This is a genomic window from Microbacterium thalli, from assembly GCF_028737325.1.
Taxonomy (GTDB): domain Bacteria; phylum Actinomycetota; class Actinomycetes; order Actinomycetales; family Microbacteriaceae; genus Microbacterium; species Microbacterium thalli.
Genome location: NZ_JAQZCH010000002.1, coordinates 123,418 through 148,101 on the forward strand (window position 1 = coordinate 123,418; position 24,684 = coordinate 148,101).

Sequence of the window (24,684 nt, forward strand, 5' to 3'; positions counted from 1 at the left end):
GAGAACCCGGAGCCGGAGAAACCGCGAGCGGTGCCGATCAGGCGGGGCTGAGAAGCGAAGCGTCGAGAGGTGCGTGCTCGGGCACCCGCACGCCGAGCAGCATCGCGAGCTCGACGATGTCCTGCGCGCCGGCGCGTGCGGCAGCGTCGATCGCGATGTGCGCGCAGGCGAGCGCATCCGCGAGGGCATCGTGGTGAGCGAAGTCGAGGAAGCCGACCGCCGCGGCGACCAGGGGGAGCCGGTACGAGTCGAGGTTGTAGGTCTTGCGCGCCAGCTGGACGCTGCACACCGAGCGGAACGCCGGCAGCGCGGCATCCGTCGCCTCGCAGGCTCGCCGCAGGACGGCCATGTCGAAGCCGGCGTTGTGCGCGACGAGGACGTCGCCGCCGACGAAGTCGAGCAGGCGCGGAAGCTGCGCGGTCCAGTCCGGCTCGTTCGCGACGTCCGCCGCGGTGATGCCATGGATCGACACGTTGATGTCGAAGAAGCGGTCGTGGCCGGCGGGAGGCCGGATCAGCCAGCCGTCCGAAGCGACGACGCGTCCGTCGCGCACGCGGACGAGGCCGACGGAGCATGCGGATGCGCTCGAGGAGTTCGCCGTCTCGAAGTCGATCGCGGTGAAGTCCAGAGGCACGTTTTCAGCGTCGCTCGCGCCGGCGGCGCTCGCGCGGAGGCGCGCCGTGTTCCGCCGAGGACGCGCGTCGGCCGCGGAATTCGACACCATGGGGGCCACGTAGACTCGATGCCCGTGGCTCTCACCATCGGAATCGTAGGACTGCCCAACGTCGGCAAGTCGACCCTCTTCAACGCCCTGACCAAGAACCAGGTGCTCGCGGCGAACTACCCGTTCGCGACGATCGAGCCCAATGTCGGCGTGGTGAACCTTCCCGACCCGCGCCTGAAGGTGCTCGCGGACATCTTCCACTCGGAGCGGATCCTGCCCGCCGCGGTGTCGTTCGTCGACATCGCCGGTATCGTCCGGGGTGCGTCGGAGGGCGAGGGCCTCGGCAACCAGTTCCTCGCGAACATCCGCGAGGCCGACGCCATCGCGCAGGTCGTCCGCGGCTTCGCCGACGACGACGTCGTGCACGTCGAGGGAGCGGTCAACCCGCAGAACGACATGGAGACGATCAACGCCGAGCTGCAGCTCGCGGATCTCCAGACCCTCGAGAAGGCCATCACCCGCTACGAGAAGGAGGTTCGCGGCAAGAAGCTCGATCCTTCCGTGCTCGACGCGGCGAAGGCTGCTCAGGATGCGCTGCAGCGCGGCGAGCTGCTGTCCGGGTCGTCGATCGACCTCGACCCGATCACGGAGCTGGGCCTGCTGACGGCCAAGCCGTTCATCTTCGTGTTCAACGTCGACGAGGCCGTTCTCACCGACGACGCGCGTAAGGCGGAGCTCGCGGCTCTCGTGGCGCCCGCGCAGGCGGTGTTCCTCGACGCGAAGATCGAGTCGGAGCTCATCGACCTCGACCCCGAGGAAGCCGCCGAACTCCTCGCCTCGACCGGTCAGGACGAGTCGGGGCTCGACCAGCTGGCGCGCATCGGCTTCGACACGCTCGGCCTGCAGACCTACCTGACCGCGGGACCGAAGGAAGCGCGGGCCTGGACGATCGGCAAGGGCTGGAAGGCCCCGCAGGCCGCCGGCGTCATCCACACCGACTTCGAGAAGGGCTTCATCAAGGCGGAGGTCATCTCGTTCGACGATCTCGTCGCGACGGGCTCGGTCGCGGAGGCCCGCGCGAAGGGCAAGGCCCGCCTCGAGGGCAAGGACTACGTCATGCAGGACGGCGACGTCGTGGAGTTCCGCTTCAACGTCTAGGTCGCGCACGGCTCCTCGCGGAGGGCCCGGATGCCGACGGCATCCCGGGCCTTCCGGCTTCGCCGGCCGCGCGATGAACACGACGCCGATGCCGGCCCGTAGAGTCCCCGTAACACCACAGCACGAAGGAGCGCTCCATGCCCGTCATCGCCATCATTGGGGCCGGACCGGGACTGGGAGCGGCCGTCGCGCGTCGCTTCGGCCGCGAGGGCTTCTCCGTCGCCCTCATCGCGCGCGACCGATCAAAGCTCGACACCATGGTGGCGGAGCTCAGTTCAGCGGGGGTGACGGCCCAGGGCTACTCGGCAGACGTGCGTATCCCCACCGAGCTCGAGGACGCGCTCGGGCGTGCAGCAACGGACCTCGGCCCCATCTCGGTCCTGCAGTACAGCCCGCTTCCCTCTCGCGACTACCTCAAGCCCGTCCTCGAGCTGACGCCTGAGCTCGCACAGGAGGCCGTGCTGTTCTCCCTGCTCGGGCTGATCCACTCAGTCCGCGCGGTGCTGCCCTCAATGCTCGAGTCGGGCCGGGGCAGCATCATCCTCATCAACGGAGGGACCTCGGTGAAGGCGCGCGCCGGCTTCGCGGGAACCTCCGTCGCCTTCCCCGCGGAGAGCGCGTACGGCGAGATGCTCCACGAGGCCCTCGAGGACGAGGGGGTGCGGGTGATGCAGCTCGTGATTCCGGGAGCGATTCCCCGTCTGCAGCTGCCCAACGGCATCGATGATGTCGCCGACCGGATCTGGGACGCGCACGCCACTCCCGGGCCCTTCCGCAGCATGCTGATCCCGCTCGAGGAGGGCAGGGAGTAGCAGTCCCGGTTGCGACGAACCCGCCGGAGGCACCCCGCTCATCAGCCGCGCCGTCCACGTACGGAGATGCCCGGTCCGATCACGCAGATCCCGTCTACAGGCGCGCAACGCACCCTGCCGTCACACGCAAGCCGCTGCCACGGCGAGGGCACGCCTGCGGGCGCGCGCCACGATAACCGGGGTGCCGCGAACGCGGGCACGAGGCGGCGCCCCCGGATCGGCGCGGGAGGGACGGACCAGATGGAGACGACGCGACAGGCGAGCGGCCTCGTCCCGCTTCGCATCGACGACAGGGGCAGCCTCGCGTGGCTCCGGCCCGCCGACGTCGTCTGCTGGCTGGTCGGGTACGCCGCCCCGGACCTCCTCGAGGTCGAGGAGCGGTCGGGCTCGTCGCTCATCCCCGGGACCGCCGAGGTGTTGCGGGCCCACGGCACGCGCTTGCGCCGTGGCACCGCCAAGCCGAAAGCCGAGGCCGAGGTTGTGGCGCGAACGCGCCGGGCGCGACTGGAGGTGCAGGAACATGCGGCGCGGGCCGGGAAGGTCATCGAGAGCTCGCGCATGGCGGTGTGGTTCCTGCGCGAGCACGGATCGGTCGGCGGGATGCTGGAGGCGAGTTTCCCCGCCCTCGTCGACGCTGTCGCCGCAGCGCGTTCGAGCGGCGAGGACTGCAGCCGCGAACTGGTCGACGAGGCGTACCGGGCATGTGCCGCGATCATCGCTCGCTCGCTCATGCTCGCGCAGATCAACGCGTGCGCGCCGACTCAGCTGAACAAGTCCTACGCGCGATCGCTCGAGACCCTGGTGCTCTGGCAGCAACCGGCTCCCGACGCTGCCGCGTTACCAGCAGTGGCGGCATCCGACAAGCGGTCGGCATCGCACGCGGCGGCTCTCTAGCGTGGAGGACATCTCGACTCGAGGAGGCAACATGGCCACGAACACCACCCCCACGCGCAACAAGCGCCGCGCCGCCGGCGCCGGTCTGACCGACGAGCAGAACGCCGAGAGCGGCTTCCGCGCTTCGCAGAAGCTCAGCGAGAACACCCAGAAGGTGCTCGTCGACCTCATCGAGCTGTCGCTCCAGGGCAAGCAGGCCCACTGGAACGTCGTGGGCCGGAACTTCCGCGACACGCACCTGCAGCTCGACGAGATCATCGAGGCGGCGCGCGAGTTCGCCGACACCGTCGCCGAGCGGATGCGTGCACTGCACGCCCTGCCCGACGGCCGCAGCGACACCGTCGCCGAGACCACGACGCTGCCCGAGTTCCCCCAGGGGGAGATCGACACGGCAGAGGTCATCGACCTGATCACGGCACGCCTCGAGGCGGTCGTCGCCACGTGCCGCGAGGTTCACGACGAGGTCGACGACGAGGACCCCACGACCGCCGACATCCTGCACTCCATCCTCGAGCGCCTCGAGCAGCTCGCCTGGATGGTCAGCGCGGAGAACCGCAAGCCGCAGGGCTGATCGCGCCGGAACGACAGATGCCTCGGCGGTTCCGGATGACCGGAGCCGCCGAGGCATCGGCGTGCGTGGGTGAGGTTCAGGCCTCGCGGAAGCCTTCGAGGTCGGGGTCCCACTGCGCGGGGGATTCGTCCTCGACGAGGGACAAGCGGTCGACCGACGCGGAGCGCCGGGGGAAGCTCTCGTGCGCCCGCAGTTCGTCGGCGCCCTCGCTGAAGTCGGGCTGATCGTCCCGCCACTCGACGGGAGCCGACAGAACGTCGTTGCCGACGCCGATGACGAGTTCGGCCTCGTCGATGTGGCCGCTTTCTTCGAGGACGATGGGGATCCGTACCGCTTGAGCCCGGCCGGCGTTCGCGACCGCTGCCGTCAGCTCCACAAGCGCCTCCGCAACGTCATCCGTCGTGATCACCGTGTCGCCCGCGTACGTGATTCGTCTCATCTGTCCACTGTCGCGCCCCGCACGTCTCGGTCCCCGGTCCTTGCATCCGGCTCGGTCATGCACTACGAGCGAGTCAGGATGCCGCGCGGCGGGGATGATCGCATGAGCCGGTGCTGCGGTCAATGCGCCTGACTCCGAGCCCCCTGCTCCCTACCGTCGATCAGAGGCGCCGCGACCCCTGGGGCGCCGGGAACGAGGAACCGCATGAGCGAGCAGGACCCCGCCACCGACCAGGAGCCGCTGACCGAGCCTGAGGCGGTCCGAAAGGACATGCGGTACAGCCCCGCCAGCGACACCGAGACGCGTGAGAAGCAGGACGATGCGGACACGAGTCCGGATGCCGACGTCGACGACGACCTCGTCCGTGCGCGTCCCGGCACGGGCGGTCCCGACGACGTCGGCGACGTCGAGGTCGCCGAAGAAGACCTGAACCTGCCGTGGCGCGACGGAGACGACGCCTCCTGACGCGGGCCGTCGTCAGTTCCAGCCGACGTGGTTGAACCACGCGGCGCGATCCGCGGCCTCGGCCGGGTCGGAGGTGCCCCGGTACGCGTCGTGCGGTGCGATGACCCCGCCGCGCAGCATCACGAAATCCGAGCAGACGGGGCACAGCGCCCGACCGCCCGGGAAGCCGTTCGGCAGCTGAGGCGCAGGCTCCACCCTCGATCCGGCGCCGCGGCAGGCTGCCGGGTCGGCCTGCGCGTCGGACCACATCTGCGATGTGCCCTGGCGATTGTGCAGTCCGGCGTGACCCCGCGGTCGGGTGCACAGCGCGCCGTCTCGCCGTGACCGACACCACAGCGCGGTCGGGAAGCTCACGGCCTCACACGCGGTTGCCGCAGATCCCGCACTCGCCGGTGGCCGAAACTTCGACGAAGCAGTCGGGGCACATGGCGCGGACGACATCGGATGCGGCGGGCGTCTGGGGCGTGCGCGAAGCGGCGGCCCGCGGGGTCGATCGCCGTGCCGGCGCAGCGCGGACGACCGGGGCTGCGGGCAGCTTCCGCTCGGGTACGTGAGCCTCGCAGTAGAACCGGACGAACCCGCCGTGGTTGGTCGGATGCCGGTGCTTGACCGCCCACAGGTGGTCGCGGTCGTAGGGCGCGGCGTCGGCGGGACAGGACGCGCACCGAGCAGCGTCGCCGGGCATCACCTCGGCGACGCGGTAAGGCGTTTCGTAGGTGAGGCGATCGCGCCAGTCGGCCGAGTCGACGATTCTCATGGGGGTCCTCTCCGACGCTCGCGCGCCGGATTCCAGCGTACCCGCGGCTCCGTGGCGACGGGGCGCGCACCGTTCGGTGAACATCTCCGGAACGGCGCGCGCCCCCGGCGCGCGTTCGAGGCCGGTTTGCGACAGTTGTCCGGTCACCACGGGCGAGAGGGCGCGAATGGCAATGGCGAGCCCGGCACCCACCGATGTGCTGCTGAGACCGGCGGCGATCGCGCGCGCCTGGATGGGACCAGGCCGTCCGCAGGAGACGATCGCCGTGCCCGGGGTCGTTCTCGGCCCCGGAGAGGCACTGCTGCGCGTGGACCTCGCGACAATCGCCGAGGACGACCTCGCCGTCGCCGACGGTGACGAGGAGTGCCCGGCCCCGACGGTGCTCGGCCGCGAGTTCGTCGGTCGGGTCGCGGCGCTCGGCGGTCGCGTCGATGCCGCCGACGGGACGGCCCTCGAGCTCGGCGAACGCGTCGTGTGCGCGCCGCGACCGCGTGAACGCATCGCGGCGCATCGAGAGCTCGTCGGCGGTTTCGCCACGCACGTGCACGTCCCCGCCGGTACGCCGATCGTCCGGGTGGGGGAGGTGCTGCCCGCCTGCATCCTCGCTCCCGTGCCGGGCGTGGTGTCGCGCGTCGCCGGCCTGCTGCGTGAGGCCGAACAGCGCGTCGACCTGGAGGATGTGGATCTGACGGTGACGGGCGCAGGCATCGATCCGCTCGTGCTCGCCGCCATGGCGACCGAGCGGGGTGCCGCCGTGACCATCGCTTCGGCGGACCCGCGTGTCCGCTCCCGCGCGCATCGCTTCGGTGCCGCCGTGATCGCCGAGCGCGCCGCGGTGCGTGGCCTGCGTGCGACGGTGCGGCCGCGCCACGACGTGGGCGGCGCGTTCACGGTCGTCGCGCCGGACTGTGCGCCCGCCGACCTCGCCACAGCGGTGGCCTTCATGCGCAGCCTCGGCACCCGGCGGTATCCCTTCGCCGATCTCGTCTCGGCGCCGTTGCCGCTGGACCGGCTCGACGAGGCGATCGGCCTCGCCCGGTCGGGCGCCTTCCTCCGCGTGGCAATCGCCCCCGGAGCGTGAAGTCCGAGGGCGATCGCTTGCGAGGAGGCGTCAGGCGGTCTGACCGGAGTGCTGCCCCTCTTCGATCTCTTCGATTACCTTCGCGTTGAACGCCGGCAGGTCGTCCGGCGTGCGGCTCGACACGAGGCCCTGGTCGACGACGACCTCTTCGTCGACCCAGGTCGCGCCGGCGTTGACGAGGTCGGTGCGCAGGCTCGGGAAGCTCGTGAGCGTCCGGCCCGAGAGCACGTCCGCCTCGGCGAGGATCCACGCTGCGTGGCAGATGGCCCCCACCGGCTTGTGCTGCTCGAAGAACTCGCGAGCGAAGTCCACGGCGTTGGGGTCGAGGCGCAGGTTGTCGGCGTTGACGACGCCGCCGGGCAGGACGAGCGCGTCGTAGTCGTCGGCTGCGGCATCCGTCGAGACGACGTCTACCGGCTGCGAATGCCCGTTCTTTCCGGTGATCTCGCCGCCCTCGAGTGCGACCAGAACGACCGTGGCGCCGGCGTCCGACAGGGCCTGCCACGGCGAGGTCAGTTCGCTGTCCTCGAAACCGTCGGTTGCCAGGAATGCGATCTTCTTGCCATCGAGTGTGCTCATGGGGGCGACGCTACGCTCTCGCCGCTGCGGGGTGGACCCGCTTGACACCTCCGGGACCGGCGTGGCCTCCACGGGTGGTGTCGGGGCTACGATGGCGGCATGTCCACCGCATCTACGCCTCAGCCCCAGACCCTGCAGCCGGTTCCCGACGAGAAGAACCTGCTGAAGACCGACGAAGCCGCCTCGTGCTGCGGCGGGGGCTGCTGCTCGACATCCTGAACATCGCGCCTTCGGGCGTACGACGAAGCCGCCGGCGCTGATGCGCTCGGCGGCTTCGTCGTGTCGGGCGGGTAGTCTCAGTGCGGGGCCGGGGCGCCGGCGGGGCTGTCGGCCGGCTTGCGGATCAGGAGTGCTCCGATGATGAGCGGCGAGGCGATGATGGCCGCGACGAGGAACGCGGCGCGTGCCCCCGCCGCTCCGGCGGCCGCGGTCGCGGGATCGCCCGCTCCGGTCTCGGCGGCGGCCATCACCGTGATCAGCAGCGCGATGCCTGCCGCACCCGCGACCTGCTGCATCGTCGAGACGATCGCGCTGCCGTACGAGTAGAAGCGCGGCTGGAGTGAACCCAGTGAGGCGGTGAACAGGGGCGTGAACGACATCGCGAGTCCGAGCGAGAGCACGGTCTGCAGGGCGAGCAGGTGCCACACGGATGTCGTCTCGCTGAGCGTCGTGAAGGTCCACAGGATGCCGGTCACGAGCACCGCTCCGGGGACGAGGAGCACGCGCGTGCCCCATCGGTCGTAGACCCGCCCGATGAACGGCCCGGCGATGCCCATGGCGAGCGAACCGGGCAGCACGACGAGGCCGGACTCGAGCGCCGAGAGGCCGAGCACGTTCTGCATGTACAGCGGCAGCAGCGTGATGACCCCGAAGAAGGCCATCGACATGACCGCGAGCTGCGCGACAGACAGGGAGAAGTTCAGCGACCGGAACACGCGCAGATCGAGGAGCGCCTCGTCGGAGCGCTGCAACCGCAGCTGGCGCCAGACGAAGGTCGCGAGGCCGAGGACACCGACCGTGAGCGCGACGATCAGCGGCAGCTGGCCCGTCGGAGCAGCGCCGGCCTCGCCACCGTGACCGGCCGCGCCGATCTGGCTGAGCCCGAACACCAGACCGCCGAAGCCGAACGCGGACAGCACGATCGAGAGGATGTCGAGCGGTGCGCGTCGGGTCGACCCCAGGTTGTGGATCCAGGTCACACCGATCGCCAGAGCGACGAGCGCGATCGGCAGCACGACGCCGAAGATCCAGCGCCAGCTCAGCGTGTCGAGCAGGAAGCCCGACAGGGTCGGCCCGATCGCGGGGGCGAGGGACATCACGATGCTGACCCGCCCCATCATGCGCCCGCGGGCGTGGGGAGGAACGACCGTCATCAGGGTCGTCATGAGCAGGGGCATCATGATGGCGGTGCCCGATGCCTGCACCACCCGCGCCACGAGCAGCACGGAGAATCCCGGTGCCAGCAGTGCGATGAGCGTGCCCGCCGAGAACAGGCTCATGGCCGTCGTGAACACTGCGCGCGTCGTGAAGCGCTGCAGCAGGAACCCGGTGATGGGGATGACGACGGCCATCGTGAGCATGAAGGCGGTGGTCAGCCACTGGGCGGCGACAGCGGTGATGCCGAAGTCGACGATGAGGTGGGGGATCGCGACGCCCATCGTGGTCTCGTTGAGGATCGCGACGAAGGCCGCGACGAGCAGCAGCCAGATGACGCGGTTGGCCTCGGCGGAAACGACGGTGGGTACCGGGGCCGTCGCGGGGACGGGGGAATCGGTGGCGGACGACGGCGCGACGGCCATAAGGGCTCCTCGGGGAAAGATCGGTCGTCATCCGAAGACGGACGCGAAGAGGGGAACGCGCCCCCGGAGCGATTATTCCCGGTCGGGGCGGCGGACATGCGTGCGAGGCGGGAAGGTCACCACAGGTGTGCCGCGCGCAGCAGCTCGGCTGTCTCGGACTCCCGCGACTCGTGTCCCGGCGTCCGAGCGAGGAACTCGCGCACGAGAGCGCCGACGCGCCGGCGGTAGTCCGGGTCGGGATGCGTCTGCGCGATCCGGACGAGCGGGGGCACATCGAGGTCGAGCACGAGGTCCACCCGGGCTCGGGCCGCGGCCCGAGCGTCGGCGGCATCGAGCACCGCGAGGCCGCCCCGGAGCCCGTCGAGGTAGTCCACGAGCACGGGCAGCTGCGCCCGGTGCTGCGTGATCGACGACCCGTCAGCGCGTTCGCGCCACTGCACGACGACATCCGGGATGACGTCGAACGCACGTGCCCGGGTGTACATCTGCTGCGCGACGAGCTGATCCTCGTACAGACGGCCCTCGGGGAATCGGAGACGGTTCCGGCGCCAGAACTCGATGCGGCTGGCCTTCGACCACGCGACGATGTTGCCCGACGCCGCCGGGTGATCGGCCAGGGTCACGCCCCGCCGCTCCGGATCGGTCGCGGCGGCGACCCAGGGCTGCACCGGCCCGGGGGTGTATCCCTCGTCGGTCGGCCGCAGGCGCACGTATGCGCCGGCGACGAAGTCGGAGCCGGACGCGTCGAGGGTGCCCACGAGCCGCTCGAGCGCCCGCGGGGCCAGGATGTCGTCGGCATCCAGGAAGGCGACGAACGGCGTCTCGACCAGGTCCAGGCCGGCGTTGCGCGCGGCACCGAGGCCCCGAGGCCGGTCGTGGCTCACCACGTTGAGGCGCGGGTCGGCGGCGGCCGCCGCCCGGAACATCGAGCCGGTGGCGTCGCGCGAACCGTCGTCGACGAGGATGCCGCGCCACGAGCTCAGGGTCTGCGTGCGCAGGGAGTCCAGAGCCTCTTCGGCGTAGGGGGCGACGTCGCGACCGGGAATGATGACGGTGACGACCGGCGTGCTCACGCTGCCGATCGTACTGCGGCCACGGCGGCCGCCAACGCGTCCGCGAGAGCGGCGGGGGCGGGTGGCGCCGTGCGGTCGAAGCTGAACCGCACGGCCGTCCGCGTCTCGTCGTCGGTCAGTCCGATCGCCGCGAGGACGTGCGAGGGGTCAGTGCTGCCGGCCGCGCAGGCCGACCCGCTGCTGGTGATGATGCCGCGGCGCTCGAGTTCGAGCAGCACGGCCTCGCCCGACGTGCCGGTGAACACGAAGGACGCGAGCCCGGGGAGGCGATCGACGGCGTCGCCGGTGAGCCGCGCTCCGGGGATCGTCGCGAGGACGCGCGCGGTGAACTCCTCACGGGCAGCGGTAGCGCGGGTCGCGGCATCCGTGCGCTCCTGTTCGGCCAGCTCGAGCGCGACGGCGAGCGCCACGGCGCCGGCGACGTTCTGCGTGCCCGACCGGCGGCCGCGTTCCTGACCGCCGCCGTGCAGCACCGGCTCGAGCGGGAGGCGCCCGCGGACGGCGAGCGCCCCGATCCCCTGAGGGGCGCCGATCTTGTGGCCCGCGATCGAGAGCGCATCCACGCCCAGGCCCGCGAGCGGCAGCCACCCCGCGGCCTGGACGGCGTCGACGTGCACCGGGATGCCGCCTGCGGTCGCAGCGATCGCGGCGACATCCTGCACCGTCCCGATCTCGTTGTTGGCGTAGCCGATGCTGATGACCGCGGTGTCATCGCGCACGGCGGCGGCGACGTCGTCGGGTCGCACCCGTCCGCGGGTGTCGACGGGGAGGATGTCGAGGTCGTAGTCGTGCATGCGAGCGAGATAGCGGCCGACGGCGAGGACGGACGCGTGCTCGATCGCCGTCGTGATCAGGTGTCCGGGGCGACGGCCCCGTGCGCCGAGAGCGAGCCCGGCGATCGCGAGGTTGTTCGCCTCGGTGCCGCCGGAGGTGAAGACGATGTCTCCCGCGCGCATTCCGAGCACGCCGGCGATGCGTCGGCGTGCGTCCTCGAGAGCCGCCGAGACGTCCTCGCCGACGGTGTGGACACTCGAGGGGTTGCCGAACCGCCCGAGGAGGAACGGGGCCATCGCCTCGAGTACCTCGGCGCGCACCGGGCCGCCGGCGGCATGGTCGACGTACAGCATCAGCGGGGAGACGGTGCCAGATCGAGCCCCAGGTCGAGGGCGGCGGCGGAGTGGGTGAGCGCCCCGACCGAGATGACGTCGACGCCGGTCTCGGCGATGGCCCGCACCGTGTCGAGCGTGACGCCGCCCGATGCCTCGACGGTCGCGCGTCCCGCGATCAGCTCCACGCCGCGGCGGAGGTCGGGCAGCGAGAAGTTGTCGAGCATGATCGTGTCGACACCCGCGGCGAGCACCGGCTCGATCTGGTCGAGGCGGTCGACCTCGACCTCGATGTGGGTCGTGTGCGGCAGGGCGGCTGCGGCGCGCCGCAGGCCGTCCGTCAGCGACACGCCGCCGGCGGTGATGACGCCGAGATGGTTGTCCTTGAGCATCACGGCGTCCGACAGCGAGAAGCGGTGGTTCGCCCCGCCGCCGTCACGGACGGCCGCGCGTTCGACGGCCCGCAGGCCCGGCGTGGTCTTGCGGGTGTCGGTGATACGCACACCGGTGCCGGCGACGGCGTCGACATACCGGCGGGTCAGGGTCGCGATGCCCGACATCCGCTGGGCGAAGTTCAGGCCGACACGCTCGGCGGTGAGCACCGCTCGGGCGGGACCGGTGACGGTCGCCAGCACCGCGCCGGGGGCGATGCCGGCGCCGTCGGGCACTCGCTGCTCGACGGCGCAGTCCGGGTCGGTGATGGTGAAAGCCGCAGCGAAGAACGCGGCGCCGCTGAAGACGCCCGCGGTTCGGCTGACCAGGTGGGCGGTGAGCTCGGCATCGGCCGGGACGAAGACGGCGCTGGTGAGATCGCCCCAGGGGGCGTCCTCGTCGAGCGCCGACTGGACGAGGCGGGAGACGTGGCGAGCGGGGATCATCAGGCGACCTTGTCGGAGAGGAGGGCGGAAGCGGTGCGGCCGGCCGGATCGTCGGACCGGTAATGGGAGCCCAGGGATTGCGAGCGCGCGAGGGCGGCTCTCGTCAGCGTGCGGGCCACAAGCAGCAGGTTGGCGTCCTCGTGCTCGCCGGCCGAGCGCGGCTCGGCCGGCTCGGCCGTCCAAGCGTCGAGAGTGGCGAGTGCGTGACGCAGGCCCGCGGCATCCCGGTGCAGCCCGACGTGCTTCCACATGAGGTGCTGCAGGGCGGCGCGGGAGAACGGCGGGAGCCCATCCGGCGACCCGGTCGGCGGTCCGCTCACGGGCGGAACGACGACGGTCGCCCCGCCGAGCGCCCCTGCCAGGCCCGGCTCGCGGCGAGGGCGGTCGAGCGCCACCGCCGATGCCGCGCGCGCCGCGAAGACGGCCGCCTCGAGCAGCGAGTTGGACGCCAGCCGGTTCGCGCCGTGCACGCCCGTCCGCGCAACCTCGCCGACGGCGTAGAGACCCGGCACGCTCGTGCGTCCGTCGAGGTCGGTGGCGACCCCGCCCATGGCGTAGTGGGCGGCAGGCGTGACCGGGATCGGCTCACGCGCCCACTCGAGGCCGCGCGCACGCAGTCGGCGGTCGATCGACGGAAAGCGTTCGGCGAGGAAGGATGCCGTCTCCCTCTCCGTCGCCCGGATCGCGGTCGCGTCGAGCCGGACCGGGCGGCCGTCCTGTCGTGCCATGGCTGCGGCGATCGCTCGGGCCACGACGTCGCGCGGCGCGAGCTCCGCGGCGGGATGGGCTTCGACGCAGAACCGGTGCCCCGCCTCGTCTCGCAGCACAGCGCCCTCGCCGCGCACCGCTTCGGAGATGAGCTCCCCGTCGGCAAGCGCCGTGGGGTGGAACTGCACGAACTCCAGGTCGGCCACGCGCGCGCCGGCGCGCAGGGCGAGGGCGATGCCGTCGGCCGTCGCCACCTCGGGGTTGGTGGTGTGCGCGAACAGGCGGCCCGCGCCGCCGGTGGCGAGCACGACGGCGTCGGCGTCGATCGTGGTCTCGGCTCCGCGGAACAGGGTGCGCACCCCGCGGGCTCGGCCGCGCGCGATCATCACCTCGGTTGCGAGGGTGTCGGGTCGGATGTCGACGTCGGAGTCGCGGAGGGCGGTGTTCAGCGCTCGCTGGATGGCGCCGCCGGTCGCATCACCGCCGGCGTGCAGGATGCGCGGCCGGCCGTGCGCACCCTCCAGCCCGAGGCTGAGGGCGCCCGCGGCATCCCGGTCGAACACGACGCCGAGCGCGGCGAGCTCGTCGACGACCTCCGCTCCGGCCGAGACCAGCACCCGGGCCGCTGCGGGGTCGACCGTCCCGGCGCCCGCGGCGAGGGTGTCGGCCAGGTGCGACGCGACGTCACCGTCGCCGCCCATCGCTGCCGCGATCCCGCCTTGCGCGTACGCCGTGTTGCCGGCGCCGAGGGGGCCCTTGCTCAGCAGCACGACGCTGCATCCGGCGCGATCCGCACGCAGCGCGCAGAGCCCACCGGCGAGCCCCGCACCGACCAGGACGACGCGCGTCGTCACGGGCGGGCCGCCAGCATCCGTTCGAGCGCGAGGCGAGCGGGCTCAGCGACATCGCCCGGTACCTGGATGCGGTTGGGCGTGCGACCGGCCACGAGCTCATCGAGTACCCAGGCGAGGTACCCGGGGTGGATGCGGTACATCGTCGAGCACGGGCAGACGATGGGATCGAGGCAGAAGATCCGGTGCTGCGGGTACTGCGCGGCCAGGCGCTGGACGAGGTTGATCTCGGTGCCGACGGCGAAGGTGGTCGGCTCGGAGGCGGCGTCGATGGCCGAACGGATGTACTCCGTCGACCCGGCCTCGTCGGCCGCGTCGACGACATCCATCGGGCATTCGGGATGCACGATGACCCGCACCCCCGGGTGCTCGGCGCGCGCCCGGTCGATCTGGTCGACGGTGAAGCGGCGATGCACCGAGCAGAAGCCGTGCCAGAGGATGACCTGAGCGTCGGTCAGCGCCGCGCGATCGTTGCCGCCGTATGCGCGGCGGGGGTTCCACAACGGCATCCGGTCGAGCGGCACGCCCATCGCCTTCGCGGTGTTGCGGCCGAGATGCTGGTCGGGGAAGAACAGCACGCGCCGGCCGCGTGCGAACGCCCACTCGAGCACGGTCCGCGCGTTCGACGAGGTGCAGACGATGCCGCCGTGGCGGCCGACGAAGCCCTTGATGGCGGCCGAGGAGTTCATGTAGGTGACCGGGACGACCGGCAGCAGACCGTCCTCATCCGGCTGCTCCAGATCGCCGTAGAGCTCGGCGAGCTGCTCCCAGCACTCCTCGACCTCGTCGATCGAAGCCATGTCGGCCATCGAGCATCCCGCCGCGAGGTTCGGCAGGATGACCGCCTGCTCGGGCTGCGACAACAGGTCGGCGGTCTCGGCCATGAAGTGCACGCCGCAGAAGACGATCGCCTCGGCCTCGGGATGCGACTTCGCCGCGCCCGCGAGCTGGAACGAGTCGCCCACGTAGTCCGCGTGCACGACGACCTCTTCGCGCTGGTAGAAGTGCCCGAGCACGACCACGCGGTCGCCGAGAACGGTCTTCGCTTCGCGGATGCGCTGATCGAGCTCGCGCTCGGATGCGCGCCGGTACCACTCGGGAAGCTCGCCCTGCCGCGGCGACCCGGTGCGGATGACGTCGCCCATCGACGACCCGGGGCCGTAGCCGGGACGGGCATCGAACTCCCACGGGCCGGCGGCGAGGTCGGTGTTGCAGGTCGCCGCTCGCGAGGCCCCGGCGACGATCGCCTGGATGCCGTGGTCGACGCTGGGGTCGAGCGGGCGCGCGGTCAGGGGCAGGGATGCGGTGGTCATGACGGTTCCTTCAGCGGGGGAGCGGGCCGCGGTCGGCCAGCTCGGCGTCGTGGTTGTAGCGATACAGGCGGGCGGGTCGGTGACTGCCGGTGCGGAAGTCGTCGGTCGGGATGAGGGTGCCCGAGCCGTCGACCTGGCGTCGGAAGTTGGCCGGGTCGAGCCGGCGGCCCCCGATCGCCTCGTAGACCTCGCGCAGTTCGGCGAGGGTGAACAGCTCGGGCAGCAGTCCATGGGCGATGCGGCTGTAGCCGACCTTGTTCCGCAGTCGCCACAGGGCGTACTCGACGATGAGTTCGTGGTCGAACGCCAGGGGCGGCAGTGCGGCGGCGTCGAACCACGCGACGTTCTCGTCCGCGGGAAGCGGCGTCGCGGCGACATCCTCGCGCACGAGCGCCCAGTAGACGATCGACACCACGCGTGCGGGCGAGCGGCCGACGTCGCCGAACGCGTACAGCTGCTCGAGATAGCTCGGGGCCAGCGCGGTCGTCTCGGCGAGGGTGCGGGATGCCGCGGCCTCGAGGTTCTCGGACGCGTCGAGCCACCCGCCCGGCAGGGCCCACTGACCTTCATGCGGATCGCGCGTGCGCCGCACCAGCGGCAGCACGACCGCGGGCAGCTCGCCGGCGTCGTCATGACGCAGGCTGAAGATGACCGTCGACACCGCGACGCGGATCTCATCGCGCGGCTCCGGTGAGGGTGTTCGTGTCATGGTGACCCTAACTCTCGCGCCGATCTTATAGTCGCGAAGACCTGAACGCCAACAGGAGCCCGCCCGTCGCGTCGCGGGGCGACTCACAGCCGGGCCGCGTACGCTGATCCGGTCCCCGAGGAGGTCCCGTGCTGCTGGTCGACGTGGTCGTCGTGATCCTTCTCGTCGGGGCATTCGCCATCGGCGTCACGCGGGGGCTCGTGGCGATCGCCGGGTCGCTCGCCGGCCTCGTCGTCGGGTCCCTGCTCGCCGTGTGGGCGGTTCCGCTCATCGCCCCCGGTGTCGCCGATTGGGAGTACCGCTCGCTCGTGCTCGCGATCTGCGCGATCGCGATCATCGCCGTGTGCACCGCCCTCGGCACAGCGGTGGGGGCCGCGATCCGTCGAGGTGTCGACCGGGCGAAGCTGCGGGTCCTCGATCGGATCCTCGGTGCGGGCGCGGCCACTGTCGCGGGCGGACTCGTGCTGCTGCTCGGCGCGGGCGCCATCACGGCCAGCGGCATGCCCGTCGTCTCGACGGCCATCGCCTCGTCGCGCGTGCTCAGCATCATCGACGGGCTCACCCCCGACCCGGTCGACTCCGCGCTCGCCGAGGTGCGCGGCTTCGTCGTCGACGAGGGCATCCCGCGCATCGGCGAGCTGCTGCGGCCCGAGGTCGCGCCCACCGCGCCGGCGGTGGCCCTGGACGACCCCGAGCTGCAGCGTGCAGCCGCATCCGTCGCGCGGATCAGCGGCACCGCTTACGCCTGCGGTGTGTCGATGACGGGGTCGGGCTTCGTCGCGGCCGACAACCTCGTCGTCACCAACGCCCACGTCGTCGCCGGTGTCGACACGCCCGTCGTCGAGCTTCCCGGCCGCGGCGCGCGCGAGGGGCGTGTGGTCTACTTCGATCCGACCGACGACCTCGCCGTCATCGCGGTCGACGATCTCGGCGCCGAGCCGCTCAGCATCGTGCCGCCCGTGACGCCCGGCACTGCCGTCGCGGTGCAGGGGTACCCGCTGGGCGGGCCGTTCACCAGCGGCGCCGCGTTCGTCCTCTCGGTCGGGTCGGCACCGGTTCCCGACATCTACGACGGTTCGAGCTCGCCGCGCGAGATCTACGCGCTCGAGGCCGACGTCCGACCCGGCAACTCGGGTGGTCCCGTGCTCACCGACACCGGCGCGGTGGCCGGCGTGGTCTTCGCGCGCGGCGCCGAAGGAGAGCAGCGGGGGTACGCGATGACGACCACCGAGCTGCTGCCCGTGCTCGCCGGGGTGGATGCCGCTGCGCCCGCCGTCGCGTCGGGCGCCTGCACCCGCTGACCCCGCGTCACCGGTGGTCGGGCGGACCGTGCGCGGTGCCGCTATGCTGATCGCGCAACTGAAGACAGGCCGCATGACGCACGCGGGAGAGCTCCGGTCACACCGGGCACCGAAGGAGCAAGCCTCCCCGCCAATCTCTCAGGTCCGCGTACCGCGCGCGTCCGGCCGCTCTGGAAAGCGATCCGCAGGGATCCGCCGACGGTGAAAACCGGGTTTGCCCGGTGAAACTCTCAGGCCCAAGACAGAGGGGGAGTTCCCGGATGCCGCGACCGTGGCATCCGGTGGCCCGTCACGGGAGAACTCATGTCAGATCCCCGCTCCACCGTCCTGCACCACCGTCACCGCGCCCTCGGCGCGTCCTTCACCGACTTCGGCGGCTGGCTCATGCCGGTCCGTTACACCTCCGATCTCGCCGAGCACCACGCCGTGCGCGCGGCCGCCGGCCTGTTCGACATCTCGCACATGGCGGAGTTCGAGGTCACCGGATCCGTCGCCGGGGACTGCCTCGATGCGGCGCTCGCGGGCCGGCTGTCGACGGTCGCCGTCGGCAAGGCGAAGTACTCGCTGGTGCTCGCCGACGACGGCGGCATCATCGACGACGTCATCGTGTACCGCCTCGCCGAGGACCGGTTCCTCATCATCGCCAACGCCGGCAACCGCGCGCCGGTGTGGGCGGCGCTGCAAGAGCGCGCCGAGGGGTGGGACGCGGAGGTGCGCGATCTGACCGACGACTACGCGTTGCTCGCCGTGCAGGGTCCGGCGGCGGTGTCCGTGCTCGAAGCGACGACCGGGCTATCGGCGGACGGCGTTGCACTCGCGGAGACCTCGTACTACGCGTCGACCGCCGGGCGGTTCGCCGACGCGCCGCTCCTGATCGCGCGCACCGGCTACACCGGCGAAGACGGCTTCGAGCTGATGGTGCCCATCGATGCCGCCGAGGCGCTGTGGGACGCTCTCCTCGCCGCGGGCGAGCCGCTCGGCCTCGTGCCCGCCGGCCTCGCCTCGCGTGACACGCTCCGTCTCGAGGCGGGCATGCCGCTGTACGGGCACGAGCTCTCGCGCGACGTCACGCCCGCGCAAGCGGGACTGGGCCGCGTCGTCGCCGCTCAGAAGGAGACGTTCGTCGGGCGGGACGCGCTGGCCGCGCGCGCCGCCGAGCCGGCGCCCGTCCTCGTCGGCCTCGTCTCGGAGGGTCGACGTGCCGGGCGGGCCGGCTATCGCGTTCTCGGTCCCGACGAGGTGCCGGTGGGCGAGATCACGAGCGGAGCCCTGAGCCCGACGCTCGGGCATCCCATCGCCCTGGCCTATGTCGCTTCCGAGTTCGCCGCCGTGGGCACCGAGCTCGGTATCGACGTCCGCGGCACCCGCATCCCCGCCACCGTCGCCCCGCTGCCGTTCTACCGGAGGAAGAAATGACCGATCTCGACGCACTGAAGTACACCGCCGAGCACGAGTGGGTCTCGCTCTCGGGCACGACCGCCACGGTCGGCATCACCGACTACGCCGCCGAGAAGCTGGGGGATGTCGTCTATGTCGACCTTCCCGCCGTCGGCACCGCCGTCACTGCCGACCAGGTGTGCGGCGAGATCGAGTCGACCAAGTCGGTCGGCGAGCTCTACGCGCCCCTCAGCGGCGAGGTGGTCGAGATCAATGAGGCCGTCGTCGACGACCCCTCGCAGGTCAACGCCGCGCCCTTCGACACCGGGTGGCTCATCCGCATCACGGTCGACCCCGCGCAGGTCGCGGGCCTTCTCGACCGTGCGGCCTACCTCGCGCTCACCGGCGGAGACCGATGAGCGGGGCGTTCGCTGCGCGCCACATCGGCACCGACGACGCGGCGCAGCGCCGCATGCTCGACGTCCTGGGCTACGACACGGTGGATGCGCTGGTCGCCCGTGCCGTGCCCGCGTCGATCCACGCCGCGGACGTCCCGGACAGCGTCATCCCGTCGGCGGCGTCCGAGAGCGAGACACTGGCCGAGCTGCGCGAGCTCGCCGGCCGCAACCGCGGCGCCCGCTCGATGATCGGTCTGGGCTACTACGACACGTTCACCCCGACCGTCATCCAGCGCAACGTCCTCGAGAACCCGTCCTGGTACACGGCCTACACGCCCTACCAGCCCGAGATCTCGCAGGGCCGGCTCGAGGCCCTCATCAACTTCCAGACGATGGTGACCGACCTGACCGGTCTCGCCACCGCGAACGCCTCGATGCTCGACGAGTCGACGGCCGTGGTCGAGGGCATGCTGCTCGCGCGCCGAGCGTCGAAGAGCCGTTCGTCGGTGTTCCTCGTCGACGCCGACGCCCTGCCGCAGACGAAGGCGGTACTCGCCCACCGTGCCGAGGCCGTCGGCATCGAGGTGCGCGAGATTGACCTCGCGTCGCAGCATCCCGGCACCGGCGACGAGGCGTTCGGCGCGTTCGTGCAGTACCCGGGCGCCTCGGGGCGGGTCTGGGATCCGTCGGCCGTCATCGCCGATGTCCAGGCCGGCGGCGGTCTGGTCGTCGTCGCCGCCGACCTGCTCGCGCTCACGCTGCTGCGCTCACCCGGCTCGCTCGGGGCCGACGTCGCCGTCGGCACCACCCAGCGCTTCGGTGTCCCGATGGGCTTCGGAGGCCCGCACGCGGGCTATATGGCGGTGCGGTCGGGCCTCGAGCGCCAGCTGCCCGGGCGACTGGTCGGTGTCTCCGTTGATGCGGCGGGACACCCCGCGTACCGCCTCTCGCTGCAGACACGCGAGCAGCACATCCGGCGCGAGAAGGCGACGTCGAACATCTGCACGGCGCAGGTGCTGCTCGCCGTGATGGCGTCGATGTACGCGGTGTACCACGGCCCCGGCGGGCTGCGCCGCATCGCCGCGTCCGTCGCGGACCACGCTGCGCTGCTCGCCGCATGGCTGACCGATGCCGGCGCCGAGGTCGTCCACGAGCACTTCTTCGACACCGTCACGGTGCGCGTTCCCGGCCGGGCGCGCGCGGTCGTCGCGGCCGCGCGCGAGCGCGGATACCAGCTGTGGCTCCGCGACGACGACACGGTTCAGCTCGCCGTCGACGAGACCACGACCCCGGCCGACCTGCACGCCGTCGTGGCGGCGTTCGGCGGTCCGGCAGAGCGCGCCTTCGCCTTCACGGGAGCCTCCGACACGGCTCGGCACACCCTTCCGGCCCTGGTGCGCGAGGACGAGTACCTCACGCACCCCGTCTTCACGACGCACCATTCCGAGACGGCGATGATGCGCTACCTGAAGCAGCTCGCCGACCGCGACTACGCCCTCGATCGCGGCATGATCCCGCTCGGCTCGTGCACGATGAAGCTCAACGCCGCCACCGAGATGGCTGCGGTGACGTGGCCCGAGTTCGCGCGGGTGCATCCCTTCGCCCCGGCCGAGGACGTGCGTGGCTACCTCGACCTCGTCGACCAGCTCGAGGCGTGGCTCGCCGAGGTCACCGGATACGACGCCGTCTCGCTGCAGCCGAACGCCGGCTCGCAGGGCGAGCTCGCGGGTCTGCTGGCCATCCGCGGGTACCACCGCTCGCGCGGCGACCTCCAGCGCGAGGTGTGCCTCATCCCGTCCTCGGCGCACGGCACGAACGCGGCGTCGGCGGTCCTCGCGGGGATGCGCGTCGTGGTGGTGGCCTGTGACGAGGCGGGCAACGTCGACCTCGACGACCTGCGCGCGAAGATCGACGAGCACGCCGCGGCGCTCTCGGCGCTGATGATCACGTATCCGTCCACCCACGGCGTGTACGAGCACGAGGTGTTGTCGATCACTCAGGCGGTGCACGACGCCGGCGGACAGGTGTACGTCGACGGCGCGAACCTGAACGCGCTGCTCGGCTTCGCGCGGTTCGGCGACCTCGGCGGTGACGTCTCGCACCTGAACCTCCACAAGACCTTCGCGATCCCGCACGGTGGCGGCGGACCGGGGGTCGGCCCGGTCGCGGCGAAGGCGCACCTGGCGGCGTTCCTCCCCGCGCACCCGCTCGCGCAGCGCACCGAGCACGCCGGCGGCTTCGCGTTCGCGGGCGGCCCGGTCTCCGCGGCGCCGTACGGCTCGGCGTCGATCCTGCCGATCTCGTGGGCGTACGTCCGGATGCTGGGCGCGTCGGGACTGCGGTCGGCCACCGGCGCCGCCGTGCTCGCGGCCAACTACGTCGCCGCGCGACTGCGCGAGCACTATCCGGTGCTGTACGCCGGCGAGGGCGGGCTGGTCGCGCACGAATGCATCCTCGACCTGCGCCCGCTGCGGGAGCGCACCGGGATCACCGTCGACGACGTCGCCAAGCGGCTCATCGACTACGGCTTCCACGCGCCGACGATGTCGTTCCCCGTCGCGGGAACGCTCATGGTCGAGCCCACCGAGTCCGAGGACCTGCCCGAGCTCGACCGCTTCGTCGAGGCGATGGTGGCCATCCACGCCGAGGCCGAACGGGTCGCGGCGGGGGAGTGGCCGGCGGACGACAACCCGCTGATCGCCGCCCCGCACACCGCGGAGTCGGTCGTGGTGTCGGAGTGGCGGCATCCGTACACGCGTGACGAAGCGGTGTTCCCCGTCCGCTCGCTCATCCGCGGAAAGTACTGGCCGCCGGTCCGCCGGATCGACCAGGCCTACGGAGACCGAAACCTCGTGTGCGCCTGCCCGCCGCCGGAGGCCTTCGCCTGACCGGATGCCGCCAGCCCGCACGTTCCCGCCGACGACGCGCCGTCCTTCGCGCACTGCCGGCGGGAACGCGTGCGTTCGGCGGCGTTCAGAAGAGCGTCGGCCACCACGCCGCGGCGAGCGGGTAGCCGATGAAGGCGATGAGGTCGATCACGACGTGTGCGATGACGAGCGGCATGACGCGGCCCCACCGGTGGTAGACCCAGCCGAAGACGATGCCCATCGCGATGTTCCCGAAGATCGGACCGATCCCCTGATACGCGTGGTAGAGCCCGCGGAGCGCTGCGGTCGACAGGATGATCGTCCAGGTGCCCCACCCGAGGCGCTTCAGACGGTCGAAGAGGTAGCCGATGAAGATGACCTCCTCGGTGAGCCCCGCACGCAGCGCGGCGAGGGTGAGCAGAAGGATGGCCGTCCACGCGCCGTCGAGCGGCGCGGCGCCGACCTGCACCGTGATGCCGAGCGCGCGCCCGAGCGCGTACAGGCCCAGCCCCGGCACGCCGATGATCAGCACGAGCAGGATGCCGGTTCCGGCATCCTTTCCGAATCTGCGGAAGTCCAGCCCGATCCGCTGCAGCGCCGACCGCCCGGGCTCCCACAGGAAATAGATCGCGAGCGCGACCGGTGCGAGGTTGAACAGCTGCGAGAAGCCCTGCGAGACGACCGACCACGGGTCCACCGTCGCGGCGCCGGGATTGAGGGCCGTCGACTGGGCGCCCAGACTCTCCTCGCGGGTGATCGCCTGCAAGAAGGACAGCACCGAGAAGAACGCCGATCGCCCCACCGACAGGGCGAGGACGATCCCGATCTCCCACCCCAGGCGGACGCGTGATGCAGACGTCATGGAACCTCCTCGGGTCGCCGCCGGCGAGCCATCCACCGGCAGGATGCCGCGCCGCCGAGCAGACTGCTTCGCGCCGCGCTCAGCGGGTTAAGGATATGTAACGTTTGCTGTACGCGTTTTGACCAACGTCTGACCGCTCCTTATCGTCTTGGTATCCGCGGCGGTCGATCGTGACCGGTCTGCCGACCCGCACCCATCCCTTGCACAGGAGGAAATGTGTCTGGAAAGACCTGGCGCTCACGCGTCATCACGGCGGGGGCGGGTGTCGCTGTCGCGTCCCTGGCACTCGCCGGCTGCACCACAGCACCCACCGAAGAAGGCTCGGGCGAAGAGGGCGGCACGATCACGATCGCGACCACCAACGCCTTCACGTCCTTCAACGGCGACACCCCCGAGGCCAACCTCGACACCAACGGCATGGTGGGCTACCTCACCGGCGTCTCCGGTGGTCTGGGCCTCGGCGGCTTCCTGCGCCTCGACTCGGACTTCAGCGTCCTCCCGAACAGCGACTTCGGCACGTACGAGACCGTCTCCGAAGACCCGCTGACGGTCAAGTACACCCTCAACGAGGGCCTCACCTGGTCCGACGGCGAGCCGATCGACGCCGACGACATGCTCGTCAACTGGGCCATCTCGTCGGGCTACTTCGACGACGCCGTGCTCGACCCCGCCACCGGCGAGGTCACCAACGGCGGCACGCAGTACTTCAGCCTCGCCGGCAGCACCGCCGGGCTCGACACCACCGCGTTCCCCGAGATCGGCGACGACAACCTGTCGATGACGATCACCTACGGCACGCCGTTCGTCGACTACGAGCTCGTCAACCCCATCGGCAAGCCCGCCCACGTCCTCGCGGACAAGGCCGGCGTGTCCGAGGAGGAGTTCATCGAGCTTCTCAAGACGCTCCCCGAGGGCAACCCCGAGGCTCCCGTTCCCGCGAACGAGACGCTGAAGGCCGCCGCCGACTTCTGGAACACCGGCTACGACGTCACGGCGATGCCGACCGACGAGAGCCTCCTCGTCGCGAGCGGTCCGTTCATCGTGACCGACTTCGTTCCCGAGTCGAGCATCACGCTCGGCAAGAACCCGGAGTACAAGGGCGACATGGCGCCCGCGTACGACCAGCTCGTGATCCGCTTCATCGGCGACTCGAACGCGCAGGTCACCGCTCTGCAGAACGGCGAGGTCCAGGCGATCCAGCCGCAGCCCTCCGCCGACACGCTCACCGCTCTCGAGAACGCCAACGCGACCGTCCACCCGGGCGACCAGCTCGCGTACGACCACCTCGACCTGAGCTTCAGCGGCGTCTTCGCCGAGGCGAACGTCCGTGAGGCCTTCCTCAAGACGATCCCCCGTCAGCAGATCCTCGAGTCGATCGTCACCCCGGTGAACCCCGAGGCTTCGGTCCTGAACTCGCAGATCTTCCTGCCCACCGATGGTGAGCAGTACGAGACCGCGGTCGCCTCGAGCGGCTACGACGCCTTCACCGAGCCCGACATCGAGGGTGCCAAGGCGCTCCTCGCCGGCGCGACCCCGACGGTCCGCATCCTCTACAACACCAACAACCCGAACCGTGTCGACACGTTCCGCGCCATCCAGCAGTCGGCGCAGCAGGCCGGCTTCGTGGTCGAGGATGCCGGTTCGCCCGACTGGGGCTCGCTCCTGGGCAGCGGCAGCTACGACGCGTCGATCTTCGGCTGGGTCTCGCCGGGTGCCGGTAACGCCGCTCTGCCGCAGATCTTCAAGACCAACGGTGGTGGCAACTACAACGGCTACTCGAACCCCACGGTCGACCAGCTGGTCGACGAGAGCCAGGTCACGCTCGACCCCGAGCGTCTCGCCGAGATCAAGGTGCAGATCGACACCGAGACCGCGAAGGACTTCTACGGTCTGCCGCTGTTCCAGTCGCCCGGCCTGTTCGCTGACAACGGCTCCGTGACGGGCATCGAGTACTTCGGTGGCCAGACCGGAATCGTGTGGAACGCGCAGGAGTGGACGCTCGCCGGCTGACCGCCGGCGGCT

The 24,684-nt window shown here is 71.2% G+C and carries 24 protein-coding genes and 2 riboswitches; of the genes, 11 read left to right on the plus strand and 13 right to left on the minus strand.

What is annotated here, in order from left to right; all coding sequences use genetic code 11:
- Window positions 1-37 precede the first annotated feature (37 nt).
- Window positions 38-634 (minus strand): exonuclease domain-containing protein, encoded by a 597-nt coding sequence (locus PUW82_RS08425; RefSeq protein ID WP_274221862.1) that lies wholly within the window; start codon window positions 632-634, stop codon window positions 38-40.
- A gap of 114 nt (window positions 635-748) precedes the next feature.
- Between PUW82_RS08425 and ychF the strand changes: the two genes are divergently transcribed.
- The 4 genes from ychF to PUW82_RS08445 all read left to right on the plus strand — a co-directional run bounded on the left by ychF (window position 749) and on the right by PUW82_RS08445 (window position 4,099).
- The gene (gene ychF, locus PUW82_RS08430; RefSeq protein WP_274221863.1) at window positions 749-1,822 is read left to right on the plus strand and encodes a redox-regulated ATPase YchF; all 1,074 of its coding nucleotides are present in this window, start codon (window positions 749-751) and stop codon (window positions 1,820-1,822) included.
- Between the two features lie 137 nt (window positions 1,823-1,959).
- Window positions 1,960-2,634, plus strand: coding sequence for an SDR family NAD(P)-dependent oxidoreductase (locus tag PUW82_RS08435; protein ID WP_274221864.1), 675 nt, complete (start codon window positions 1,960-1,962; stop codon window positions 2,632-2,634).
- A 240-nt stretch (window positions 2,635-2,874) separates the two neighbouring features.
- Entirely contained in the window at window positions 2,875-3,528 is a 654-nt protein-coding gene (locus PUW82_RS08440; protein WP_274221865.1) for a hypothetical protein, read from the plus strand.
- Between the two features lie 31 nt (window positions 3,529-3,559).
- On the plus strand, window positions 3,560-4,099 hold the full coding sequence (locus PUW82_RS08445) for a Dps family protein (protein ID WP_274221866.1): 540 nt from the start codon (window positions 3,560-3,562) through the stop codon (window positions 4,097-4,099).
- 76 nt (window positions 4,100-4,175) lie between these two features.
- Here PUW82_RS08445 and PUW82_RS08450 read toward each other — a convergent pair whose 3' ends face one another.
- Window positions 4,176-4,538, minus strand: a complete 363-nt coding sequence (locus tag PUW82_RS08450; RefSeq protein WP_274221867.1) for a hypothetical protein — start codon at window positions 4,536-4,538, stop codon at window positions 4,176-4,178.
- Window positions 4,539-4,742: 204 nt separating this feature from the next.
- Here PUW82_RS08450 and PUW82_RS08455 point away from each other — a divergent pair, with 204 nt between their 5' ends.
- On the plus strand, window positions 4,743-5,003 hold the full coding sequence (locus PUW82_RS08455) for a hypothetical protein (RefSeq protein ID WP_274221868.1): 261 nt from the start codon (window positions 4,743-4,745) through the stop codon (window positions 5,001-5,003).
- Between the two features lie 12 nt (window positions 5,004-5,015).
- Here PUW82_RS08455 and PUW82_RS08460 read toward each other — a convergent pair whose 3' ends face one another.
- Both PUW82_RS08460 and PUW82_RS08465 read right to left on the minus strand, forming a co-directional pair.
- Window positions 5,016-5,198, minus strand: a complete 183-nt coding sequence (locus PUW82_RS08460) for a hypothetical protein (protein ID WP_274221869.1) — start codon at window positions 5,196-5,198, stop codon at window positions 5,016-5,018.
- A gap of 163 nt (window positions 5,199-5,361) precedes the next feature.
- Window positions 5,362-5,760 (minus strand): glucose-6-phosphate dehydrogenase, encoded by a 399-nt coding sequence (locus tag PUW82_RS08465; RefSeq protein WP_274221870.1) that lies wholly within the window; start codon window positions 5,758-5,760, stop codon window positions 5,362-5,364.
- A 166-nt stretch (window positions 5,761-5,926) separates the two neighbouring features.
- Here PUW82_RS08465 and PUW82_RS08470 point away from each other — a divergent pair, with 166 nt between their 5' ends.
- Window positions 5,927-6,841 carry an alcohol dehydrogenase catalytic domain-containing protein gene (locus PUW82_RS08470; RefSeq protein ID WP_274221871.1) on the plus strand — a complete coding sequence of 305 codons (915 nt, stop codon included), beginning with the start codon at window positions 5,927-5,929 and terminating at the stop codon, window positions 6,839-6,841.
- Between the two features lie 30 nt (window positions 6,842-6,871).
- Here PUW82_RS08470 and PUW82_RS08475 read toward each other — a convergent pair whose 3' ends face one another.
- From PUW82_RS08475 to PUW82_RS08510, 8 genes are all read right to left on the minus strand, one after another.
- Entirely contained in the window at window positions 6,872-7,420 is a 549-nt protein-coding gene (locus PUW82_RS08475; protein ID WP_274221872.1) for a type 1 glutamine amidotransferase domain-containing protein, read from the minus strand.
- A gap of 296 nt (window positions 7,421-7,716) precedes the next feature.
- Window positions 7,717-9,219: a DHA2 family efflux MFS transporter permease subunit gene (locus PUW82_RS08480; RefSeq protein ID WP_274221873.1), complete on the minus strand. Its 1,503-nt coding sequence runs from the start codon at window positions 9,217-9,219 to the stop codon at window positions 7,717-7,719.
- Window positions 9,220-9,335: 116 nt separating this feature from the next.
- Window positions 9,336-10,292: a glycosyltransferase family 2 protein gene (locus PUW82_RS08485; RefSeq protein ID WP_274221874.1), complete on the minus strand. Its 957-nt coding sequence runs from the start codon at window positions 10,290-10,292 to the stop codon at window positions 9,336-9,338.
- Entirely contained in the window at window positions 10,289-11,419 is a 1,131-nt protein-coding gene (locus PUW82_RS08490) for a cysteine desulfurase family protein (protein ID WP_274221875.1), read from the minus strand. Before PUW82_RS08490 ends, PUW82_RS08485 begins: the two co-directional genes overlap by 4 nt.
- On the minus strand, window positions 11,419-12,276 hold the full coding sequence (gene nadC / locus PUW82_RS08495) for a carboxylating nicotinate-nucleotide diphosphorylase (RefSeq protein WP_274221876.1): 858 nt from the start codon (window positions 12,274-12,276) through the stop codon (window positions 11,419-11,421). Before nadC ends, PUW82_RS08490 begins: the two co-directional genes overlap by 1 nt.
- Window positions 12,276-13,838 carry an L-aspartate oxidase gene (nadB, locus tag PUW82_RS08500; protein WP_274221877.1) on the minus strand — a complete coding sequence of 521 codons (1,563 nt, stop codon included), beginning with the start codon at window positions 13,836-13,838 and terminating at the stop codon, window positions 12,276-12,278. Before nadB ends, nadC begins: the two co-directional genes overlap by 1 nt.
- A complete protein-coding gene (gene nadA / locus PUW82_RS08505; RefSeq protein ID WP_274221878.1) occupies window positions 13,835-15,148 on the minus strand; it encodes a quinolinate synthase NadA in 1,314 nt (437 codons plus the stop codon). Before nadA ends, nadB begins: the two co-directional genes overlap by 4 nt.
- Before the next feature lie 10 nt (window positions 15,149-15,158).
- Window positions 15,159-15,857: an NUDIX hydrolase gene (locus tag PUW82_RS08510; RefSeq protein WP_274221879.1), complete on the minus strand. Its 699-nt coding sequence runs from the start codon at window positions 15,855-15,857 to the stop codon at window positions 15,159-15,161.
- A gap of 128 nt (window positions 15,858-15,985) precedes the next feature.
- On the opposite strand from PUW82_RS08510, the gene PUW82_RS08515 reads away from it, so the two are divergent.
- The 4 genes from PUW82_RS08515 (at window position 15,986) to gcvP (ending at window position 21,821) form a co-directional block, all read left to right on the plus strand.
- Entirely contained in the window at window positions 15,986-17,158 is a 1,173-nt protein-coding gene (locus tag PUW82_RS08515; protein WP_274221880.1) for a MarP family serine protease, read from the plus strand.
- A 73-nt stretch (window positions 17,159-17,231) separates the two neighbouring features.
- Window positions 17,232-17,322, plus strand: a riboswitch (glycine riboswitch).
- A gap of 1 nt (window position 17,323) precedes the next feature.
- Window positions 17,324-17,410: riboswitch (glycine riboswitch) on the plus strand.
- Between the two features lie 51 nt (window positions 17,411-17,461).
- Complete coding sequence (gcvT, locus tag PUW82_RS08520; protein ID WP_274221881.1) at window positions 17,462-18,574, plus strand: glycine cleavage system aminomethyltransferase GcvT; 1,113 nt, start codon at window positions 17,462-17,464, stop codon at window positions 18,572-18,574.
- Window positions 18,571-18,954, plus strand: a complete 384-nt coding sequence (gcvH, locus tag PUW82_RS08525) for a glycine cleavage system protein GcvH (RefSeq protein ID WP_274221882.1) — start codon at window positions 18,571-18,573, stop codon at window positions 18,952-18,954. The genes gcvT and gcvH overlap by 4 nt, the downstream gene beginning before the upstream one ends.
- Window positions 18,951-21,821, plus strand: a complete 2,871-nt coding sequence (gene gcvP / locus PUW82_RS08530; RefSeq protein ID WP_274221883.1) for an aminomethyl-transferring glycine dehydrogenase — start codon at window positions 18,951-18,953, stop codon at window positions 21,819-21,821. The genes gcvH and gcvP overlap by 4 nt, the downstream gene beginning before the upstream one ends.
- Window positions 21,822-21,906: 85 nt before the next feature.
- Here the strand turns inward: gcvP and PUW82_RS08535 are convergent, their stop codons facing one another.
- The gene (locus PUW82_RS08535; RefSeq protein ID WP_274221884.1) at window positions 21,907-22,662 is read right to left on the minus strand and encodes a CPBP family intramembrane glutamic endopeptidase; all 756 of its coding nucleotides are present in this window, start codon (window positions 22,660-22,662) and stop codon (window positions 21,907-21,909) included.
- Window positions 22,663-22,878: 216 nt separating this feature from the next.
- On the opposite strand from PUW82_RS08535, the gene PUW82_RS08540 reads away from it, so the two are divergent.
- Window positions 22,879-24,672 (plus strand): ABC transporter family substrate-binding protein, encoded by a 1,794-nt coding sequence (locus PUW82_RS08540; protein WP_274221885.1) that lies wholly within the window; start codon window positions 22,879-22,881, stop codon window positions 24,670-24,672.
- The last annotated feature ends 12 nt before the right edge of the window (window positions 24,673-24,684 follow it).

Bases quoted from the DNA above. Each gene is read 5' to 3' on its own strand.
- PUW82_RS08435 (WP_274221864.1), top strand. From the start codon at position 1,960: ATGCCCGTCATCGCCATCATTGGGGCCGGACCGGGACTGGGAGCGGCC.
- PUW82_RS08440 (WP_274221865.1), top strand. From the start codon at position 2,875: ATGGAGACGACGCGACAGGCGAGCGGCCTCGTCCCGCTTCGCATCGAC.
- PUW82_RS08445 (WP_274221866.1), top strand. From the start codon at position 3,560: ATGGCCACGAACACCACCCCCACGCGCAACAAGCGCCGCGCCGCCGGC.
- PUW82_RS08450 (WP_274221867.1), bottom strand. From the start codon at position 4,538: ATGAGACGAATCACGTACGCGGGCGACACGGTGATCACGACGGATGAC.
- PUW82_RS08455 (WP_274221868.1), top strand. From the start codon at position 4,743: ATGAGCGAGCAGGACCCCGCCACCGACCAGGAGCCGCTGACCGAGCCT.
- PUW82_RS08465 (WP_274221870.1), bottom strand. From the start codon at position 5,760: ATGAGAATCGTCGACTCGGCCGACTGGCGCGATCGCCTCACCTACGAA.
- PUW82_RS08470 (WP_274221871.1), top strand. From the start codon at position 5,927: ATGGCAATGGCGAGCCCGGCACCCACCGATGTGCTGCTGAGACCGGCG.
- PUW82_RS08475 (WP_274221872.1), bottom strand. From the start codon at position 7,420: ATGAGCACACTCGATGGCAAGAAGATCGCATTCCTGGCAACCGACGGT.
- PUW82_RS08480 (WP_274221873.1), bottom strand. From the start codon at position 9,219: ATGGCCGTCGCGCCGTCGTCCGCCACCGATTCCCCCGTCCCCGCGACG.
- PUW82_RS08490 (WP_274221875.1), bottom strand. From the start codon at position 11,419: ATGCTGTACGTCGACCATGCCGCCGGCGGCCCGGTGCGCGCCGAGGTA.
- nadC (WP_274221876.1), bottom strand. From the start codon at position 12,276: ATGATCCCCGCTCGCCACGTCTCCCGCCTCGTCCAGTCGGCGCTCGAC.
- nadA (WP_274221878.1), bottom strand. From the start codon at position 15,148: ATGACCACCGCATCCCTGCCCCTGACCGCGCGCCCGCTCGACCCCAGC.
- PUW82_RS08510 (WP_274221879.1), bottom strand. From the start codon at position 15,857: ATGACACGAACACCCTCACCGGAGCCGCGCGATGAGATCCGCGTCGCG.
- gcvT (WP_274221881.1), top strand. From the start codon at position 17,462: ATGTCAGATCCCCGCTCCACCGTCCTGCACCACCGTCACCGCGCCCTC.
- gcvH (WP_274221882.1), top strand. From the start codon at position 18,571: ATGACCGATCTCGACGCACTGAAGTACACCGCCGAGCACGAGTGGGTC.
- gcvP (WP_274221883.1), top strand. From the start codon at position 18,951: ATGAGCGGGGCGTTCGCTGCGCGCCACATCGGCACCGACGACGCGGCG.
- PUW82_RS08535 (WP_274221884.1), bottom strand. From the start codon at position 22,662: ATGACGTCTGCATCACGCGTCCGCCTGGGGTGGGAGATCGGGATCGTC.